This window comes from Skermanella pratensis, from assembly GCF_008843145.1.
Classification (GTDB): Bacteria; Pseudomonadota; Alphaproteobacteria; order Azospirillales; family Azospirillaceae; genus Skermanella; species Skermanella pratensis.
The window spans coordinates 3,624,885-3,642,835 of sequence record NZ_CP030265.1 but is presented as its reverse complement, the minus strand read 5'-3'; the positions used below and the strand labels follow the sequence as shown (position 1 = coordinate 3,642,835).

Genomic DNA, 17,951 nt, shown 5'->3' with positions numbered 1-17,951 from the left:
GGAGGGGACCGGCGGAGTGACGGGGGCTTGCGCATGAAAGTTTGATGCCAAACGATGACGGGTGCGCCGACATCGGTCAACGCACCCTTCGTCATGGCTGGTCCCCGGCTTTTCCCCGGCTCTTCCCCCTGCCTACTCCGCCGCGTGGCGGACCGGCAGGGCCGGTGCCGGGCGAGGCGCGCCGTGCGGATCGTCGTCCTCCTTGGGGCCGACGAAGCGGCCCAGGACGCGGCCGACCCGTTCCGACAGCCCTTCCATGATCGTGTAGAAGCTGGGCACGAAAATCAGCGACAGCACGGTGGAGACCAGCAGGCCGCCGATCACCGCGATCGCCATGGGGGCTCGGAACTCGCCTCCGTCGCCGGCTCCCATGGCGCTGGGCAGCATGCCGGCGGCCATCGCGATGGTGGTCATGATGATCGGCTGGGCGCGCTTGCGGCCGGCGTCGATGATCGCCTCGATCCGGGGCATGCCCCTCCGTTCCTGCTCCACCGCGAAATCGACCAGCATGATCGCGTTCTTGGTGACGATTCCCATCAGCATCAGGATGCCGATCACGACCGGCATGCTGATCGGGTTGCCGGTCAGCAGCAGGGCTATGATCACGCCGCCGATCGACAGGGGGAGCGACAGCAGGATGGTGATCGGCTGGAACACGTTGTGGAACAGCAGCACCAGCACGCCCAGCACCATCAGCAAGCCCGCACCCATGGCCGCGGCGAAGCCCGAGAAGACCTCGCCCATGATCTCGGCGTCGCCGCTCTCCTGGATACGGGTGCCGGCCGGCATGTTCCCGACTTCCGGCAGCGCCTTCACCCGGGCCAGCGCGTCGCCCAGCGTCAGGCCGCCGGTCAGGTCGGCGCCGATCAGCACGCGGCGCTCCCGGTCGTAGCGCTCGATCGACGAGGGCCCCTGGCCGAACGAGATGTCGGCCAGCGACATCAGCGGCACGGCGATCCCCGCGGTGTTGGGCACCGCAAGCGTCTCGATCAGCCGCAGGTCGTGGCGGGCCTGGGTGTCGAGCTGGACGCGGATGGGGATCTGGCGGTCGCCCGCGTTGAACTTGGCCAGGTTGGCGCCGATGTCGCCGATCGTGGCGACCCGCACCGTCTCCGAGATGGTCTCCGGCGAGACGCCGTGGCGGGCGGCCTCGTCCAGGCGCGGCAGGACGCGGATCTCCGGCCGGTCCAGCCCGGCGCTGGCGGCGGCGTTGGAGAAGCCCGGCTCGCGCCGCATGGCGGCCTCGATCGAGGCGACCGCTTCGCCCAGGGCCTCGCCGTCGTTGCCCATCACCGTGATCGACAGTTCGCGCTCGCCGCGTTCGTTGACGTACCAGGCGCGGATGTCGGGCACCTCGGCCAAGCGGCGGGAGATTTCGCCCTCCACCTGCTTCTGGGTCAGCTCCCGCTCGCCCTTCGGGGTCAGCATGATGAACAGCGCCGCCTTGCGCACCTCGCGGCCGGCTCCGGTCGGGGTCGTGCCGCCCATCACGAAGACCGACCGGACCTCCGGCATCTCGCGCAGGGTCGCGGCGATCCGGTCGGTGGTCCGGGCGGTGTCATCGAGCGTGGCGCCGGGCGGCAGCTCGACCGAGACGACGGAGCGGGCCGCGTCCTCCGCCGGGATGAAGCCGGTGGGCAGCAGCGACGTGCTCCAGATCGACACGGCGAACAGCCCGATGCCGGCCAGCAGGGTCAGCCACCGCCAGCGCAGCGTGACCGCCAGGAACCCGGTGTAGGCCCGCATCAGCGCGCCGTCGCGCTCCGGCCGGGGCGGGTGGGGCCGCATCAGGTACGCCGCCATCATCGGCGTGATCAGCCGGGCGACCAGCAGGGAGAACAGCACGGCGACCGCGACCGTCAAGCCGAACTGCTTGAAGTACTGGCCGGGAATGCCACCCATGAAGCTGACCGGCGCGAACACGGCGACGATGGTCAGCGTGATCGCGATGACCGCCAGGCCGATCTCGTCCGCGGCTTCCATCGCGGCGCGGTAGGGCGACTTGCCCATCCGCATGTGGCGGACGATGTTCTCGATCTCCACGATCGCGTCGTCCACCAGGATGCCGGTCACCAGCGTGATCGCCAGCAGGCTGACCAGGTTGAGCGAGAAGTCCATCATGCTCATGACCCAGAAGGCCGGAATGATGGACAGCGGCATCGCGACGGCGGCGATCAGGGTCGCCCGCCAGTCGCGCAGAAACACCAGTACCACGATGATCGCCAGGGCGGCGCCCTCGAGCAGGGTCATCATCGCGGCTTCGTAGTTGCCCTCGATATAGTCGACCGTGTCGTCGATCAGGGTGTAGCCGACATCGGGATTGGCCTCCGACAGCCTGGCGAGCTCGGCCTCGACCACCCTGGCGACATCGACGTTGCTGGCCCCCTTGGAGCGGAACACGCTGAACGAGACGACCTGCTGCTCGCCGTTCAGCTTGGCGAAGGACCGGGGCTCCTCGTACGAATCCACCACCTCCCCCAGGTCGGACAGGCGCACCTCGCGCCCGCCGGGCAGCACGATGCGGGTCTGGCGCAGGTCGTCCAGCGTGCGGGCGCCGGCCAGCGTGCGGATCGCCTGTTCCTGGCCGCCCAGCTCGCCGCGCCCGCCGCCCAGGTCGATGTTGGTGGCGCGGAGCTGGCGGTTGACGTCGGCCGCGGTGATGCCCAGCGACATCAACCGGTCGGGGTCCAGCTGGATCTGGATCTCGCGCTCGACGCCGCCGATCCGGTCGATCCGTCCGACGCCCTTGAGGCCCTGCAGCTTGCGCTTGACCACGTCGTCGACGAACCAGGACAGCTGCTCCAGGGTCATCCCCGGGGCGGAGGCGGCGTAGCTCTGGATCGCCTGGCCCTCCACGTCGATCCGCTCGATGATGGGTTCGTCGATGGTACGCGGCAGATCGGCGCGGATCTTGGCGATCGCGTCCTTGACATCGTTGACCGCCCGGTCGGTGTCCACCTCCAGCCGGAATTCGATCGCGGTGGTGGAGGTGCCGTCGGTGATGGTCGAGGTGACGTGCTTGACGCCCGTGATATTGGCGACCGCGTCCTCGACCTGCTTGGTCACCTGGGATTCCAACTCGGACGGTGCCGCACCCGACTGCGTCACGGTGATCGAGACGACCGGCACGTCGATGTTGGGGAACCGCGTGATCGGCAGCGACTGGAACGACACGATGCCCAGCAGCATGACCACCGTGAAGAACACCAGGGCGGGGACGGGGCTCCGGATCGACCAGGCGGATACATTGAGCGACATGGGGCGGGCTCCCGCTTCTCTCTCGTGACGGCGCTTAGGGAACGCTGCTGGTCTGGATCGGCGAGGCGGCCGGCGTATGCGGCACCGGGGTCACCCGGTCCCCGTCGCGCACGAAGGTGCCGGACACGGCGATCACGTCCTCCCCCGGGGTCAGGCCGTTCCGGATCTCGGCCGTGCCTTCGGCCTTCAATCCGACGGTGACCGGCCGGGTCTCGACGATGCCGTCGTGCACGACCTGGATCACGGGTCCCTCCGGCCGGTTGAGCACGGCCGACAGGGGCACCAGTGTGCCCTCCCGCCGGTCCACCTCGACGGCGCCGCGGGCGAAGGCGCCGACCGCCAGTCCGGGGACGCTGTCCACCGTCAGGCGGACGCGGCCGAGGCGGGACGCGCGGTCGACCTCGGGCGAGACGAGCCGGACCTGGGCCGGAACCGGTTCGGTTATGCCGGCGGGACGGACCTGCGCCGGCTGGCCGACGCGCAGCCGGGCCAGCGAGGTCTCGGGCACGGCGGCCTCGACCTCGATCGTGCCGTTGCCGATGATCCGGAACAGCGGCTCGCCGCCGGAGGAGACCAGGGCTCCCAGCTTGGCCTCGCGCCGGCTGATGATGCCCGCGGCGGGGGCCTTGATCTGGGTGCGGCCGATGCGGACCTCGATCTCGCGCTGCTGGGCCTCGGCCAGGTCCCTGTCGGCCTGGGCCAGCCGCAGGGCGTCCTCGGCGACGGCGACGCGGGCGCGGGCCACCAGGGCGGCGGCCTCGCGCTGCTCCAGCGATTCCTGGGACGCGTTGCCGCGGTCCTGCAGGGTGCGGACGCGGTCGAAGGCGGCGCCCGCCTGCCGGGCGTTGGCGTTGGCTTCGGCGATCTGGTTGCGCGCCTGGGCGATGGCGGCGACGGCGCGGGTGATCGACGCTGTGTTCTGCGCCGCCTGGGCATCCAGCATGTCGCGCGACAGGCGGGCGAGGACCTGGCCGCGATCCACCCGGTCGCCTTCCTCGGCGAGCAGCTCGGTGATGGCGAGGCCGTCGATCTCCGCCCCGACCAGCACCTCGTCGCGGGCGACCAGGGTGCCGGTCATCAGGATCGTCTCGGCCAGGGTGCCGGTCCGGGCCTTGACCACGCTGACGCTGGGCGGCTTGGGAACGCTGACGGCGGGTTCCTCGGCGCGGGCCGGCGAGGCGGCGGGGAAAACGGCTGCGGACCAGCCGAGCAGCGCCGCGCCAAGCAGCAGCTTGCCTATGGACGAGAGGCGATCGGGTGCTCGGGACATGGTCTTGGCCTTATTCGGAAAGGGGAGCCGAGGAGGGTGCGGATGTTGGCCGCAGGAACCGTTCCAGCAGGGTGTCGAGCACGGCGTCGATCCTGTCGTCGGTCATGAAGTCGGCCATGGGCCGGTGGGCGATGATGCCGTCACCCAGCGCCATCAGCAGCCGGACCGTGACGTCCACGTCGATTCCGGGATCGACGGTTCCTTTGTCGATCCCCCGGCGCAGCGCCTTGGCGCAGGCGGCATGGGCCTCGTTGATGTTGCGCTCGAACATGGCGCGGATTTCGGGGTTGCGCAACGCCTCGGCGATAATCTCGGTGCAGAGCGCCGGCGCCTCGCGGCCGTGCATCTCGCGCAGGAAGGCGCGGGCCAGCGCGGAAAGCCCGCGCACCGGGTCGTCCGTGCGGTCCAGGATCTCGAAGATCTCGGCGTTGCGGACGCGGTCGGCTTCCGCGATGGCGGCGATGATGGCTTCCTTGCTGCGGAAATAGCGGTACAGGTTGCCGGCGCTCATGCCGGCCTCGGCGCAGATGTCCTGCATGCTGGCCTTGTGGAAGCCCGAGCGCGCGAAGCAGGTCATGGCGGCGCCGAGGATGCGCTGCTGCTGCGCCTCCCGCGGGTCCGCCGTCGTCGTTGCGGTCGAGTCTTCCTTGACGCTTGGTGCCATGCCGCCGTGCTGCCGTCTGTGCTGAGAGTGAACGTTCATTCACTCAGTGATCTACGCCGATCAGGCACGTGCGTCAAGTAGGACAAATGCAAACGAAAAAGGGCCGGCGCTGAGAGCGCCGGCCTTCGAGAGGTAGCTTGGGGTTAGGCTGTCGCGGTTACTGGACAAGCGCCTCCTGCACGCTTTCGGGCACCAGCACCTGGTCGATGCCGTGGACGAAACCATTGCCGGTGCGGATGTCGCCGACCGTGATGGATGCGGGGGTCTGGTCCGAACGGTCCGCCGTGCGCTGCGTCCCGTTGGAAGTCTGGCCGGCGGTCGCGGTCTCCGCGCCTTCGGTCATCGCGGTCTCTGCCTGGCGGACCTGAAGCAGCGCGTCGTCGACCGCCTGGCGGGCCGCATTCCGATCGTTGGCCTGCACGGCCTGATCGGCGCGGGCAAGGGCGGAACTCGCCTGCTCGAGAGGAGCGCGGTTCGGCGCCTGTGCCCCGGTCAGGCCGCGGTCGATCGCTTGGCGCGCGGTGGTGATCTGGTCCTGGACGGCCTCCATCTCCTGGTCCTGACCGCCCAGGGTCTGGTTCGCGTTCTCCAGCGCGGTGCGGGCGTCGCGAAGGTCGGTCACGGCCGCCGGCTGGGAGGCCATGGTCTGGCCGGCATTGGCCCCGGTCTGGTTCTGGACCGGCGGCTGCGGAGCGCCGATGTTGAGACGCGGACGCCCGTTGGTCATCGACACGTCGATCGGCCCGCCGCCCATCGCCTTGATCTCCTCGGGGATCTGGTTGGAGGCGATGCTCTGGTTCTGGACCACGTGCTGGGACAGCACGGCGCGGAGCTGATCGCGGTTCTGCTCCTGGGCCAGCTGGTCGCGGACGTTCTGCGGCAGCTTCTCGAAGGCCGCGTTGGTCGGCGCGAAGATAGTGTAGGGACCCGACTGGCTCAGCGTCTCGACCATGCCGGCGCTCTCGATCAAACCTGCCAGGGTGCTGAACTGGCGATTCTCGCGCAGCGCCGCGACGACGTTGTCGGCCTGGATTGGCGACTGCTGCGGGTCGGCGCCGTTCCGAGCGGTACCCTGCTGGCCGCCCTCGCCGCCGAGGATGGCGGGAAGCGGAGTCGTCCTGGTGACCTGCTGGCCGCCCGGGAGCGTCTGCTCGAGGTCCGCGAGGATCTGGCGGCACTGGTTCAGGTCACCGTCGTTCTGGGCATCGCGGGCCTGTTGGAGCATCAGCTCGGCCTCGGCCTTCTGCTGGCCCTGGAGCTGGTCCACCCGGTTTCCGACCTGGCCGATTTCGAGCTGCGTGCAGGAAGCCGGTTGTAAATTCTCGGTACTGCCATTGGAGGTCTGGGCCTGAACCGATCCCATCGTCCCTGCGGTAAGCGCGATGACAGCCGCGCCGAACATCAGCCTGTTCATTATCCTCATCCTCCGCGTTTTGTCTCTTGACAAGCACCGGCTTGTTGACGGTTACAACAGGGAGTGGAGCGGAGGGTTCCCGGGTGAGTGCCGTTCACCCCCCGGTCAGCACGTGCAGCGAGGCGTCCCAGTAAGGCACCGGACCGAACCGCCCGGCCAGGAAATCGACGAACACCCTTACCTTGGGCGACAAATGGCGGCCGTGCGGATAAACCGCGTGGACGGCGCTGTCCCCGGCGACGAAGTCCATCAGCACGACGTCCAACCGGCCGCTGGCGATCTGCTCGCCGATGATGAAGGTCGGCAGGATGGCGATGCCGTGGCCGGCGACGGCCGCCTCCCGCAAGACTTCGCCGTTGTTGACCCGCAGGGTGCCGGAAACCTTCACCGAGCGGACTTCGCCGCCGATCCGGAACTGCCACTGGTCGGCCAGCGGCGCATTGGTGTAGATCAGGCAGTTGTGGCCGCTCAATTCTTCGGGATCGACCGGCCGACCGTGGGCCTTGAAATAGGCGGGACTGGCCACGACCACCCGCCGGCTCGGGGCGAGGCGCCGGGCGACCAGGCTGCTGTCGCGCAACCTGCCGATCCGCACCGCGACGTCGTACCCCTCCTCGATCAGGTCGATGTACCGGTCGTTCAGGTCCATGTCGATCTCCAGCCCGGGGTGGCGGCGCAGGAACTCGGCAATGGCCGGCGCGATGTGCATCATGCCGAACGACATCGGCGCATTGATCCGAAGGGTGCCGCGCGGCTGCGCGTGCAGGTCGGCGACGGCGCGCTCGGCCTCCTCCACGTCGGCAACGATCCGCGTGCAACGCTCGTAGAAGGCCTGTCCCACCTCGGTCAGGCTGAGGCTGCGGGTGGTCCGGTTGAGCAGCCGGGCGCCCAGGCGGTTCTCCAGGTCGGCCATGCGCCGGCTGACCGCCGACTTGGACAGGCCCAGCCGCTCCGCCGCGCGCGTGAAGCTGCGGGCATCCACCACCCGGATGAAAACGCACATGTCGTCAAGCCGGTCCATGCGTCCTCCCCGCCCTATTGTTGCGTGCAGCAGAACAATGAAGTGAGATTGTCGGAGATTATCAGGATCAACGCAACGCAATATCTGTCAGGGCGTCGGCGCGATCATCCGGTGCCGACGGATCCATCCAGACGGGAGACGAGACATGGCGAAGGTCCTGGTCCTCTACTACAGCACCTATGGTCACATCGAAACCATGGCCGGAGCGGTCGCCGAAGGAGCCCGTTCGGTTCCCGGCACCGAAGTGACGGTCAAGCGCGTACCCGAGCTGATGCCGCCGGAAGTCGCGGCCAAGGCCGGCGTCAAGCTGGATCAGGCCGCCCCGGTCGCGACTCCGGCGGAACTCGCCGATTACGACGCCATCATCTTCGGAACGCCGACCCGTTTCGGGAACATGGCGTCCCAGATGCGCAATTTCCTCGACCAGACCGGCGGCCTGTGGGCGCAGGGCAAGCTGATCGGCAAGGTCGGCAGCGTCTTCGCTTCGACCGCGACGCAGCACGGCGGGCAGGAGAGCACCATCCTCTCCTTCCATACCACGCTGCTCCACCACGGCATGGTGATCGCGGGCCTTCCCTACAGCTTCGCCGGCCAGACGACCCTGGACGAGATCGCCGGCGGCTCGCCTTACGGTGCCACGACGATCGCCGGCGGCGACGGCTCGCGCCAGCCCAGCGCCGTGGAACTCGATGGTGCCCGTTTCCAGGGCCGCCATGTCGCGGAGATCGCAGCAAAGCTGCACGGTTGATCCCGCAGCAAAGCTGCGTGACGGATGTTGAAGACCCGTGCCTCCGGTTCGATCGGAGGCACGGCGCGGGATTGCAACGCAACGCTGGAGGAAACGACCATGGGTTTGCTGATCGACGGGCGCTGGCACGACCAGTGGTACGACACGAAATCGACCGGCGGCGCCTTCAAGCGGCAGGAGAGCGCGTTCCGGAACCAGGTCACGGCCGACGGCGCGTCGGGCTTCAAGGCCGAACCAGGGCGCTATCACCTCTATGTCTCGCTGGCTTGTCCGTGGGCGCACCGGACCCTGATCTTCCGCAAGCTGAAGAAGCTGGACGAGGCGGTCTCCGTCTCCGTCGTCGAGCCGCTGATGCTGGAGAACGGCTGGGAGCTGGCGCCCGGCGCCGACCCGGTCAACGGCAAGCGATTCCTCTACGAGGTCTATACCGAGGTCAAGCCCGACATGAACGGCCGGGTGACCGTGCCCGTGCTGTGGGACAAGCAGAAGCGGACGATCGTCAACAACGAATCGGCAGAGATCATCCGGATGCTCAATACCGAGTTCAACGCCTTCGGCGACCCCTCGGTCGACTACTACCCGGCCGATCTGCGTGGCGAGATCGACGAGATCAACGCCTATGTCTACGACCGGGTCAACAACGGCGTCTACAAGGCCGGCTTCGCGACGGATCAGGCGGTCTACGAGCGGGCCTTCGACCAGTTGTTCGAGGCGCTCGACACGCTGGAGGATCGGCTGGGCCGTCGGCGCTATCTGGCCGGCGATCGCCAGACCGAGGCCGACTGGCGGCTGTTCACCACCCTGATCCGATTCGACGCGGTCTATGTCGGCCATTTCAAGTGCAACCTGCGCCGGATCGAGGATTACCCGAACCTGTCCAACTACCTGCGTGAGCTGTACCAGGTGGACGGCGTCGCCGAGACGGTCAGCTTCGATCATATCAAGCGGCACTATTACGGCAGCCACAAGACCATCAACCCGACCGGCATCGTGCCGAAGGGTCCGGCGCTGGACCATGGCGCCCCCCACGACCGCGGCCGGTTCTGAAGCCGGTGCCGGGGATCGCGGCGGTCGCGGGCGGGCGGGCGCCGAGTTCTCCGTTTCAACCGAAATGCGACAATTCGCATGCGACCCGTTAACCTTCGATAAAGTGTATACGTCGATACTCTGCCCCTGTTGTCCCGTACCAGCTTCGCAGAGATCGACGGCATGTCGGCCAAGCCATTCACCGCAGAACTGCAACGTCGAGGCCTGCCTTTCCGGCACGGGGCGTCAACCGACCTGGAAACCGTCGCCAAGTCGGAAAATCCGGCTCCCGCTCCCGTTCCGACGGCCACGCCGGCGGAGCTGATGGCCGCGATCGACCGGATCGAACGGCGGCTCGACGAACTGGCGGCACTTCAGCCGGTCATGGAGCCGGCCCCCACGCCCGGACCGCCGCCCGGACCGTTGCCTGCCCCCGGACCCGACGTCGCCGACCTCCAGCATCGTATCCAGGCGACCCACATCGAGATCGCGGCGCTCCGCCATCCGAAGGCGGAGCAGGACAGGCTCGTGGTCGCCGGCGAGGAACTGGCCGCCATCGTCAGCGCGACCGAACACGCGACCAACGGGGTGCTGAGCGCCGCCGAGTTGATCGAGAAGACGGCGGTCAAGCTCAAGGCCAGGACCGACGATCCCGAGGGCAAGGCCGACCTCGACGGCATCATGGACGCTGTCATCAGCATCTTCGAGGCGTGCAACTTCCAGGACATTACCGGCCAGCGGATCGGCAAGGTCGTGCGGACGCTCGACTTCATCGAGGAGCGTGTCGTCAACATGATCCAGACCTGGGGCGCCGAGGCCTTCGCCAACCTGCCGACCTCGGTCGAGGTCCCGGTCGCGGAAGAGGCGAAGCTGCTGAACGGGCCGCAGCTTCAGGGAAAGGCGATCAGCCAGGCGGAGATCGACGCCCTGTTCGGCTGATCCGTCCCGTCGGCGGTTTCATTCGGCCGCAAGGGCCGAGGCGCCGATCCGGATTTCAAGCATTCCGAGCAGGTCCCGTTTTTGAAACGGCTTCACGAGCAGACTTCCGAGCCCGGCGGCGCGCCAGCGGGCGGCCTCCGCGGAATCGGCATGCGCCGTCATGCCGATCATCGGTACGCCCTCATTGACTTCGCCGGGGGCCCTGATGGCCGAAACCATGGACAGGCCGCCCATATCGGGCATCGTTATGTCCAGCAGGACGGCCTCGAACCGCGTTCTGCGCGCCGTTTCGACCGCGCTCCGACCGGTGGTCACGGTATGCACCAGGAAGCCCGCGCGCATCAGCATCAGTCCGGTCACCATGCGGCTGGCCTCGCTGGCGTCGGCCAGCAGCACCCGCGGGCGCGAGCCCCCGCCGACCGGACCGGGTGCCGCGGCCTGACGCGCCGGCATATGGGGCCGAACCGTGTTGGACGTGCAGCCCGGTGACGGTTTCGGGCCGTCGGCGGCCCGCATCGTCAGGTGCAGGCGGAAGCTGCTGCCGTGCCCCGGCTCGCTGAGTACCGTCAGGCATCCTCCCATCGCGGCGGCGAGCCGGCTCGCGACGGCGAGTCCCAGGCCGCAGCCGCCGTAGCGCCGCTTGATCGACCAGTCGGCCTGCGAAAAGGCTTCGAACAGGCTTGCCCGGTAGCCGGGGTCGATCCCGATGCCGGAATCGGTGACCGAGAGCACGAACGGCACGAGATCGCCGCTCCGCCCTGCCGCGAGATCGTCGGCGGACGCATCGGTGCTCTCCAGCGCCACGGTCAGTCCCCCGGCTTCGGTGAACTTGATCGCGTTCGACAGCAGGTTCCGAAGGATCCTTGCCAGCTTCTGGCGGTCGCCCCGCACGGTCCGGGACAGCGCCGCGTCGATGCGGCAGGCGATGGTCAGTCCCTTGGCCTCTGCCGCACGGATCACCGCATCGACCTCAATCGCGACCAGGTCCGAGAGGCGGAACGGGCAGTCCATCAGTTCGACGGGTTCGCCCTCCAGCTTCGCGAAATCCAGGATCTCGTCGATCACCCGGGCGAGATCCCTGCCGGACTTGCGGGCCGTCTCCATGAAGGCGTCCCGGTCCTCCCGCGCGATGCCTTCCGCGAGCAGATCGAGCGCGCAGACCACGCCGTTCAACGGCGTCCGAATCTCATGGCTCATCAGTGACAGGAAGGTGGCCTTGGCGCGCTCGGCATGCACGGCATCCTCGGACGGCACCCTGCCGCGGCAGGATCGGGCAGGGCGGAAGCTCAAGGCGATGCCGCCCTCGGCCGGGACGGCTGAATACTCGAACCAGCCGCCGCCGGTGCCGCAGGAGGGGGCCTCGAAGCGTGCGCATTTCCCCGATCCCGCGACGGCGGCCAGCCGGTCGAGCAGGCCGCCCGGAACCAGGTCGGGCAACGTCGCCGTCAGCCGTCGGCCGATCAGGTCCGCCGAGCAACGCGTCATCAGGCGTCCGCCTTCCTCGTTGATCAGCACCCAGCGGAAGTCGCTGATGCGGCCATCCGCGTCGCCGACCGCCCTGAGCAGGGCCATTCCGTCGAAGGTGGATGCCATGAAGGCGCCCAGCACCCCGTCGCTCCACTGGGGCCCGGACTTCGGCGGACGGCGCCCGCCCTTGATCTTCCCGGACCGGTCGCCGATGCTTTGCTTGAGGACTGGCGTAATGCGCGAAAGATGAGGCATGGTCCCTCGGCTCGGCGTCTCGAATTGCAAAATGCGAAGCAGCTTGCATAAACCAAAGGATATAGCTGGTCGCCGCTGCTCACCCTTATGGTCATAGCAAGCGTCGGGCCATACCCGCCCGCGCCGAGCTGGCCTGTGAGGACGAAAAAGGGCATCAGGCGGCGGAAAGCAGGAGAACCGATCCATGTCGCAACGCATCACCGGACTTTGGCTCGTGCTGGCGGCCTTGAGCGGGGGCATCGCGGTGGCGACCGGCGCATACGCCTCGCACGGGCTGTCGGACGCACGCTCGGTCGAGCTGTTCCGGATCGCCGGGCAGTACCAGATGTGGCACGCCCTGGCCCTGGCCGGGGTCGCGGCGCTGGCCCGGGCCGGGGCGACGCGCCGGGCGGGCTGGCTGCTCGGCGTTGCAGGCTGGGGCTTCCTGACCGGGACCCTGCTGTTCTGCGGGGCGCTCTACCTCCTGGCGGTGCAGGGACCCGGCCCGCTGGGTGCCGTGGCACCGGTCGGCGGGATCGCCTTCATGGTGGGCTGGCTGGCCCTGGCCGGCGTGGGGGTGCGCTGGATGACGTCCAGCGCAGGGGGAGACACCGCGCCCTGAGGCCGGAGCGAGTGACTCAGGCGATGGCGGCGCTGTCCCGGGACGCCGGTGCATTCGCCCGGTCCTGCCGCTGCGCGCAGTAAAGGTCGTGAAGCACCTTCATCACGGCCGCCGCTTCGCCGCCCTGGAGGGAATAGTAGATCGTCTGCGCCGACCGGCGCGTCCGCACCAGGTTGTCCCGGCGCAGCCGGGCCAGATGTTGGGAAAGGGCAGACTGGCTGAGGTCCACCAGCGTCTCCAGTTCGCCGACCGACTTTTCCCCCAGGGCGAGATGGCAGAGAATGAGCAGGCGGCGTTCATTGCTCATTGCCTTCAGCAGTTTGCTCGCTTCGCGGGCGCTTTCCTGAAGATCCTCTATGGTCATACCGACGCGGTTCTCTCACTGCCGCCGGTCGCCCCGGAACCGGCACGGTAAAGGGCAGGTATAGACAGATAGTTCCAAACCCAGGCTTACATATCGGCGATCCGGCCGGCGCCGTAAAGCCAATTCGCCGTCCCGTCCGTCACCCGGCCGGATGCGGCGCAAGCCGGTCCGCTCCTATCAGCTTTCGCCACCATCATTCAAGGAATACCGCCATGGCAATCCACACCCTCGACGCGAAGGATCTGACCTGTCCGCTACCCGTGCTGCGCGCCCGCAAGGCGATCAAGCACCTGGTTCCCGACGACGTTCTGGTGATCGAGGCCACCGACCCGGCCGCCACGAAGGATTTCCCCGCGTTCTGCGACGCGACGGGCCACGAACTCCTGTCGGTCGACCAGGACGGCGCCGTCTACACTTTCAGGATCCGGAAGGCGGGCTGAGCGGGCGCGGCAAGATGGCGCTGCCTTTTCCCAGGAATAGTTGCGGCGGGAAGCCCGCCGTTCGCGGATACTCGGGAGAGCCGCGCCTTCGCCGCCGGGAGGTGCCGACCCGGCAAGGGGTGAAGCGCGGTATGCCGTGAGGCTGGAATCGGAAAATTCCCGATGCAAACCGGGGAGCGATCTGGGACCATGCTTGTCACGCGGGGAAACGCTCAGAAAAAGAAGAAGATCCATGTACACCTCCCTTTTCAGCCATCCCTCCTGCATCGACCATGACACCGGCATCGGGCATCCGGAATGCCCGGAGCGTCTGAAGGCCGTCCTGGCGGCGCTGGAGGGCGAGGCATTCCATTTCCTCGACCGCCGCATCGCGCCGCGCGCGGAGATAGAGCAACTCGCCCGGGTCCATCCGATCTCCTACATCGAGCGTGTGCTGGCCGCGATTCCGGCCGAGGGCCATGTGGAGCTGGACAACGACACCGTGCTTTGCCCCAGCTCGGGGGAGGCGGCGCTCCGTGCCGCCGGCGCCGTGTGCGCCGCCGTCGACGCGGTGATGAGCGGGGAGGCGCGCAACGCGTTCTGCGCCACCCGCCCGCCGGGCCACCATGCCGAAGCCGCCCGGGCGATGGGCTTCTGCCTGTTCAACAACGTCGCGGTCGGCGCCGAGCACGCGCGCAAGGTCCACGGCATCAGCCGGGTCGCCGTGATCGATTTCGACGTCCACCACGGCAACGGCACCCAGGACATCTTCCAGAACGATCCCGGGCTGTTCTACGCCTCGACGCACCAAGCCCACCTCTACCCGAACACGGGGCTCCTGGAGGAGCGCGGCGTGGCCGACAACATCGTGAACGTGCCGCTGCCGGAGATGGCGGGCAGCCCCGAGTTCCGCCATGCCATGATGACCCGGATCTTCCCGGCGCTGGAGCATTTCCAGCCGGAGCTGATCATGATCTCGGCCGGTTTCGACGCCCACACCCGCGATCCGCTCGCCAGCCTGCACCTGGTCGATGACGACTATGTCTGGGTGACCCGCAAGCTCGGCGAGTTCGCGCGCGAATATTGCGGTGCACGCATCGTATCCACCTTGGAAGGGGGGTACGACATTCGCGCACTTGCCTCCAGTTGCGCCGCGCACGTACAGGAATTGATGGCGGCGTGATCCGCCGGACTCCCACGTCAGGGGGATCGGTCCGCCTTCGCAGTCCGGCAGCCAAGCCGGACTTGCGGACAGGCCGGCGACAGCCCTAAAGTCGCCAAGGTACCCTGGTGACGGTAGGATGATGGCTGACCCCGCAATACCCCCCGATGTCGCAGCGCTGAGTTTCGAAGACGCCCTGGGCGAGCTGGAGCGTATCGTGCGCCAGCTCGAGGAGGGCCGCGCCAAGCTCGACGACGCGATCTCGTCCTACGAGCGCGGCACGGCGCTTCGCCGCCACTGCGAGGCCAAGCTTCGCGAAGCCCAGGCGAAGGTCGACCGGATCACCGTGGCCGCCGACGGTTCGATCGGCGCAGAACCCGCGCGGATCGAATAGTGGTGAACGAGCTCTCCTCCGCCATGGGCGAAGCGGCCGAGCTGGTCGAACAGGAAATCGACCATCTCCTGCCGATGTCCGACACCACCGAAGCCAAGCTGTTCGAGGCGATGCGCTACGCATGCCTGGGTGGCGGCAAGCGGCTGCGGCCCTTCCTGGTCATGACCAGCGCCGGGCTGTTCGGCGTCGCCCGCGACTGCGCGGTGCGCGTGGCGGCGGCCGTGGAATTCGTCCACTGCTATTCGCTGGTCCACGACGACCTGCCGGCGATGGACAATTCGGACCTGCGGCGCGGCCGCCCCACCGTCCACAAGCGCTTCGACGACGCGACCGCCATCCTGGCCGGCGATGCCCTGCTGACCCTCGCGTTCGAGGTGCTGGCCGACCCGGCGACGCACGAGGACCCCAAGGTCCGCTGCTCGCTGGTGGCGGCGCTGGCCAAGGCGGCCGGCATGCACGGCATGGTCGGCGGCCAGATGCTCGACCTGATCGCGGAGACGACGCGGTTCGACATGGGGGCCACGACCCGGTTGCAGCGGCTGAAGACCGGCGAGATGATCGCTTTCTCGTGCTGCGCCGGCGCCATCCTGGGGCGCGCGTCGCCGCCCCAGATGCATGCACTGCAAAATTACGCCCACGATCTGGGCCTTGCTTTCCAGATCGCCGACGATCTGCTCGACATCGACGGCGACCCGTCCGTCACAGGCAAGCCGGCGCGCCAGGACGCGGCTGCCGGCAAGGCGACCTTTGTCTCGATCCTGGGAGTCGAGCGGGCGCGCGACCAAGCGCGCCTGCTGGCCGACCAGGCCGCCCGTCATCTCGAGGTTTTCGACGGCAGGGCGGATATCCTGAAATCTGTCGCAACCTATGTCGTTGAGCGGCGTCATTGAGCGGCGCGCCTGACCAGAGGAGGTTGTATTGACCGCACCCAGCAAGACCCCGATGCTCGATCGCTGCACCGTTCCGGCCCAGATCCGCAAGTTCAAGCCCGACCAGCTCCGGCAACTGGCGGACGAACTGCGGACGGAGACGATCGACGCGGTTTCGGTGACCGGCGGCCATCTCGGCGCCGGCCTGGGCGTGGTCGAGTTGACGGTGGCCCTCCACCATGTCTTCGACACGCCGGACGACCGGCTGATCTGGGATGTCGGCCACCAGGCCTATCCGCACAAGATCCTGACCGGGCGGCGCGACCGTATCCGCACGCTGCGCCAGGGGGGAGGACTGTCCGGCTTCACCAAGCGGTCGGAGAGCGAGTACGACCCGTTCGGTACCGCCCACAGCTCGACCTCGATCTCGGCCGGGTACGGCATGGCGGTCGCGAACCGGCTGTCCGGCAAGCGCAACCACGTGATCTGCGTGATCGGCGACGGCGCCATGAGCGCCGGCATGGCCTACGAGGCGATGAACAACGCCGGCAGCGATGACAAGTCCCGGCTGATCGTCATCCTCAACGACAACGACATGTCGATCGCCCCGCCGGTCGGCGCCATGAGCGCCTACCTGTCGCGGCTGATCTCGTCCAAGCCGTACCTGAGCCTGCGCCACCTCGCCAAGGACATCGCGGAGCATTTCCCCCGGCCGCTCAAGCAGGCGGCTCGGCGGGCGGAGGAGTACGCCCGCGGCATGGTGACCGGCGGCACCCTGTTCGAGGAGATGGGCTTCTACTATGTGGGCCCGATCGACGGCCACAACCTGGACCACCTGCTTCCGGTGCTGCAGAACCTGCGCGACACCGAGGACACGGGACCGGTCCTGGTCCATGTGGTGACCCAGAAGGGCAAGGGCTTCGCACCGGCGGAGGCTTCGGCCGACAAGCTCCACGCCGTCTCCAAGTTCGACGTCGTGACCGGCGCCCAGGCCAAGGCCAAGTCCAACGCGCCCACATACACCCGCGTCTTCGCCCAGGCGCTGATCAAGGAAGCGGAGGTCGACGACAAGATCGTCGCGGTGACCGCCGCGATGCCGTCCGGCACCGGGCTCGACCTGTTCGACAAGCGCTTCCCCGACCGCCTGTTCGACGTCGGCATTGCCGAGCAGCACGCGGTTACCTTCTGCGCCGGGTTGGCGACCGAGGGCTACAAACCCTTCGCCGCGATCTATTCGACCTTCCTGCAGCGCGGCTACGACCAGGTTGTCCATGACGTGGCGCTGCAGTGCTTGCCGGTCCGCTTCGCGATCGACCGCGCCGGGCTGGTCGGCGCGGACGGCGCCACCCATGCCGGGTCGTTCGACATCGCCTATCTCGGTTGCCTGCCGAACATGGTGCTGATGGCCGCTTCGGACGAGGTCGAGCTGATGGACATGGTCGCGACCGCCGCGGCGATCGACGACCGGCCCAGCGCCTTCCGCTATCCCCGCGGCGAAGGCGTCGGCCGCGACATGCCGGAGCGGGGCAGGGTGTTGGAGATCGGCAAGGGGCGCGTGGTCCAGGAGGGCAGCAAGGTTGCGCTGCTCAGCTTCGGCGCCCGCCTCCAGGAATGCATGGTCGCCGCCCAGGATCTGGCCGCCCGCGGCCTGTCCACCACCGTCGTGGATGCGCGCTTCGCCAAGCCTCTGGACGAGGATCTGATCCGGCGGATCGTCGCCTCGCACGAGGTGGTGATCACCATCGAGGAGGGCTCGGTCGGCGGGTTCGGCAGCTTCGTCCTGCATTTCCTGGCCGGCGCCGGGCTGCTGGACCATGGGCTGAAGATCCGGTCGATGGTGCTGCCCGACCGGTTCCTGGACCATGACAATCCGGCGAAGCAGTACGAGGAGGCCGGCCTTGCCGCCCGTCACATCGTCGCGACCGCGCTGAACGCGATGGGCGTCGATGGGGTCGTACTTCCCGGCCACGGCATCGCGCGGGCGTAATCTGTCTGGCTGGATTCGCTCGGGATTACACTGGGAAAAACGGTGACGGGGCATGGTTTACCGTATCGGGCGACGGACCCTGCCGATGCCCCG

Annotated in this window: 16 protein-coding genes; 9 read left to right on the top strand and 7 right to left on the bottom strand. The window is 68.1% G+C overall.

Annotated elements, in window-relative coordinates:
- Positions 1–132: 132 nt before the first annotated feature.
- The 5 genes from DPR14_RS16600 to DPR14_RS16580 form a co-directional block, all read right to left on the bottom strand.
- Positions 133–3,258: an efflux RND transporter permease subunit gene (locus tag DPR14_RS16600; RefSeq protein WP_158046148.1), complete on the bottom strand. Its 3,126-nt coding sequence runs from the start codon at positions 3,256–3,258 to the stop codon at positions 133–135.
- A 34-nt stretch (positions 3,259–3,292) separates the two neighbouring features.
- Positions 3,293–4,528 (bottom strand): efflux RND transporter periplasmic adaptor subunit, encoded by a 1,236-nt coding sequence (locus DPR14_RS16595; RefSeq protein WP_158046147.1) that lies wholly within the window; start codon positions 4,526–4,528, stop codon positions 3,293–3,295.
- A 10-nt stretch (positions 4,529–4,538) separates the two neighbouring features.
- The gene (locus DPR14_RS16590) at positions 4,539–5,192 is read right to left on the bottom strand and encodes a TetR/AcrR family transcriptional regulator (RefSeq protein WP_192498986.1); all 654 of its coding nucleotides are present in this window, start codon (positions 5,190–5,192) and stop codon (positions 4,539–4,541) included.
- A gap of 157 nt (positions 5,193–5,349) precedes the next feature.
- A complete protein-coding gene (locus DPR14_RS16585) occupies positions 5,350–6,606 on the bottom strand; it encodes a fasciclin domain-containing protein (RefSeq protein ID WP_192498985.1) in 1,257 nt (418 codons plus the stop codon).
- A gap of 94 nt (positions 6,607–6,700) precedes the next feature.
- A complete protein-coding gene (locus DPR14_RS16580; RefSeq protein ID WP_158046144.1) occupies positions 6,701–7,627 on the bottom strand; it encodes a LysR family transcriptional regulator in 927 nt (308 codons plus the stop codon).
- 145 nt (positions 7,628–7,772) lie between these two features.
- On the opposite strand from DPR14_RS16580, the gene wrbA reads away from it, so the two are divergent.
- From wrbA to DPR14_RS16565, 3 genes are all read left to right on the top strand, one after another.
- Positions 7,773–8,375: an NAD(P)H:quinone oxidoreductase gene (gene wrbA, locus DPR14_RS16575; RefSeq protein ID WP_158046143.1), complete on the top strand. Its 603-nt coding sequence runs from the start codon at positions 7,773–7,775 to the stop codon at positions 8,373–8,375.
- Between the two features lie 99 nt (positions 8,376–8,474).
- On the top strand, positions 8,475–9,422 hold the full coding sequence (locus tag DPR14_RS16570) for a glutathione S-transferase family protein (RefSeq protein WP_158046142.1): 948 nt from the start codon (positions 8,475–8,477) through the stop codon (positions 9,420–9,422).
- Between the two features lie 162 nt (positions 9,423–9,584).
- On the top strand, positions 9,585–10,340 hold the full coding sequence (locus DPR14_RS16565; RefSeq protein ID WP_158046141.1) for a protein phosphatase CheZ: 756 nt from the start codon (positions 9,585–9,587) through the stop codon (positions 10,338–10,340).
- Positions 10,341–10,358: 18 nt separating this feature from the next.
- Here DPR14_RS16565 and DPR14_RS16560 read toward each other — a convergent pair whose 3' ends face one another.
- Positions 10,359–12,062 (bottom strand): ATP-binding protein, encoded by a 1,704-nt coding sequence (locus DPR14_RS16560; protein ID WP_192498984.1) that lies wholly within the window; start codon positions 12,060–12,062, stop codon positions 10,359–10,361.
- Positions 12,063–12,246: 184 nt separating this feature from the next.
- On the opposite strand from DPR14_RS16560, the gene DPR14_RS16555 reads away from it, so the two are divergent.
- Positions 12,247–12,663: a DUF423 domain-containing protein gene (locus DPR14_RS16555; protein ID WP_211103792.1), complete on the top strand. Its 417-nt coding sequence runs from the start codon at positions 12,247–12,249 to the stop codon at positions 12,661–12,663.
- 16 nt (positions 12,664–12,679) lie between these two features.
- Here DPR14_RS16555 and DPR14_RS16550 read toward each other — a convergent pair whose 3' ends face one another.
- Entirely contained in the window at positions 12,680–13,027 is a 348-nt protein-coding gene (locus tag DPR14_RS16550) for an ArsR/SmtB family transcription factor (protein ID WP_158046139.1), read from the bottom strand.
- A gap of 212 nt (positions 13,028–13,239) precedes the next feature.
- Between DPR14_RS16550 and DPR14_RS16545 the strand changes: the two genes are divergently transcribed.
- The 5 genes from DPR14_RS16545 (at position 13,240) to dxs (ending at position 17,858) form a co-directional block, all read left to right on the top strand.
- Positions 13,240–13,467: a sulfurtransferase TusA family protein gene (locus tag DPR14_RS16545; RefSeq protein ID WP_158046138.1), complete on the top strand. Its 228-nt coding sequence runs from the start codon at positions 13,240–13,242 to the stop codon at positions 13,465–13,467.
- Between the two features lie 232 nt (positions 13,468–13,699).
- The gene (locus tag DPR14_RS16540) at positions 13,700–14,629 is read left to right on the top strand and encodes a histone deacetylase family protein (RefSeq protein ID WP_158046137.1); all 930 of its coding nucleotides are present in this window, start codon (positions 13,700–13,702) and stop codon (positions 14,627–14,629) included.
- A gap of 121 nt (positions 14,630–14,750) precedes the next feature.
- Positions 14,751–15,002 carry an exodeoxyribonuclease VII small subunit gene (locus DPR14_RS16535; RefSeq protein ID WP_158048179.1) on the top strand — a complete coding sequence of 84 codons (252 nt, stop codon included), beginning with the start codon at positions 14,751–14,753 and terminating at the stop codon, positions 15,000–15,002.
- Positions 15,003–15,025: 23 nt separating this feature from the next.
- A complete protein-coding gene (locus tag DPR14_RS16530) occupies positions 15,026–15,892 on the top strand; it encodes a polyprenyl synthetase family protein (protein WP_158048178.1) in 867 nt (288 codons plus the stop codon).
- Positions 15,893–15,920: 28 nt separating this feature from the next.
- Positions 15,921–17,858, top strand: coding sequence for a 1-deoxy-D-xylulose-5-phosphate synthase (dxs, locus tag DPR14_RS16525; protein ID WP_158046136.1), 1,938 nt, complete (start codon positions 15,921–15,923; stop codon positions 17,856–17,858).
- Positions 17,859–17,951 lie beyond the last annotated feature (93 nt).

Excerpts from the sequence above, each read along its gene's own strand:
- DPR14_RS16540 (WP_158046137.1), top strand. The coding sequence starts at position 13,700 with ATGTACACCTCCCTTTTCAGCCATCCCTCCTGCATCGACCATGACACC.
- DPR14_RS16535 (WP_158048179.1), top strand. The coding sequence starts at position 14,751 with ATGGCTGACCCCGCAATACCCCCCGATGTCGCAGCGCTGAGTTTCGAA.
- DPR14_RS16600 (WP_158046148.1), bottom strand. The coding sequence starts at position 3,258 with ATGTCGCTCAATGTATCCGCCTGGTCGATCCGGAGCCCCGTCCCCGCC.
- DPR14_RS16550 (WP_158046139.1), bottom strand. The coding sequence starts at position 13,027 with ATGACCATAGAGGATCTTCAGGAAAGCGCCCGCGAAGCGAGCAAACTG.
- DPR14_RS16570 (WP_158046142.1), top strand. The coding sequence starts at position 8,475 with ATGGGTTTGCTGATCGACGGGCGCTGGCACGACCAGTGGTACGACACG.
- DPR14_RS16580 (WP_158046144.1), bottom strand. The coding sequence starts at position 7,627 with ATGGACCGGCTTGACGACATGTGCGTTTTCATCCGGGTGGTGGATGCC.
- DPR14_RS16590 (WP_192498986.1), bottom strand. The coding sequence starts at position 5,192 with ATGGCACCAAGCGTCAAGGAAGACTCGACCGCAACGACGACGGCGGAC.
- DPR14_RS16545 (WP_158046138.1), top strand. The coding sequence starts at position 13,240 with ATGGCAATCCACACCCTCGACGCGAAGGATCTGACCTGTCCGCTACCC.
- DPR14_RS16530 (WP_158048178.1), top strand. The coding sequence starts at position 15,026 with ATGGGCGAAGCGGCCGAGCTGGTCGAACAGGAAATCGACCATCTCCTG.
- DPR14_RS16585 (WP_192498985.1), bottom strand. The coding sequence starts at position 6,606 with ATGAACAGGCTGATGTTCGGCGCGGCTGTCATCGCGCTTACCGCAGGG.
- wrbA (WP_158046143.1), top strand. The coding sequence starts at position 7,773 with ATGGCGAAGGTCCTGGTCCTCTACTACAGCACCTATGGTCACATCGAA.
- DPR14_RS16555 (WP_211103792.1), top strand. The coding sequence starts at position 12,247 with ATGTCGCAACGCATCACCGGACTTTGGCTCGTGCTGGCGGCCTTGAGC.
- DPR14_RS16560 (WP_192498984.1), bottom strand. The coding sequence starts at position 12,062 with ATGCCTCATCTTTCGCGCATTACGCCAGTCCTCAAGCAAAGCATCGGC.
- DPR14_RS16565 (WP_158046141.1), top strand. The coding sequence starts at position 9,585 with ATGTCGGCCAAGCCATTCACCGCAGAACTGCAACGTCGAGGCCTGCCT.
- DPR14_RS16595 (WP_158046147.1), bottom strand. The coding sequence starts at position 4,528 with ATGTCCCGAGCACCCGATCGCCTCTCGTCCATAGGCAAGCTGCTGCTT.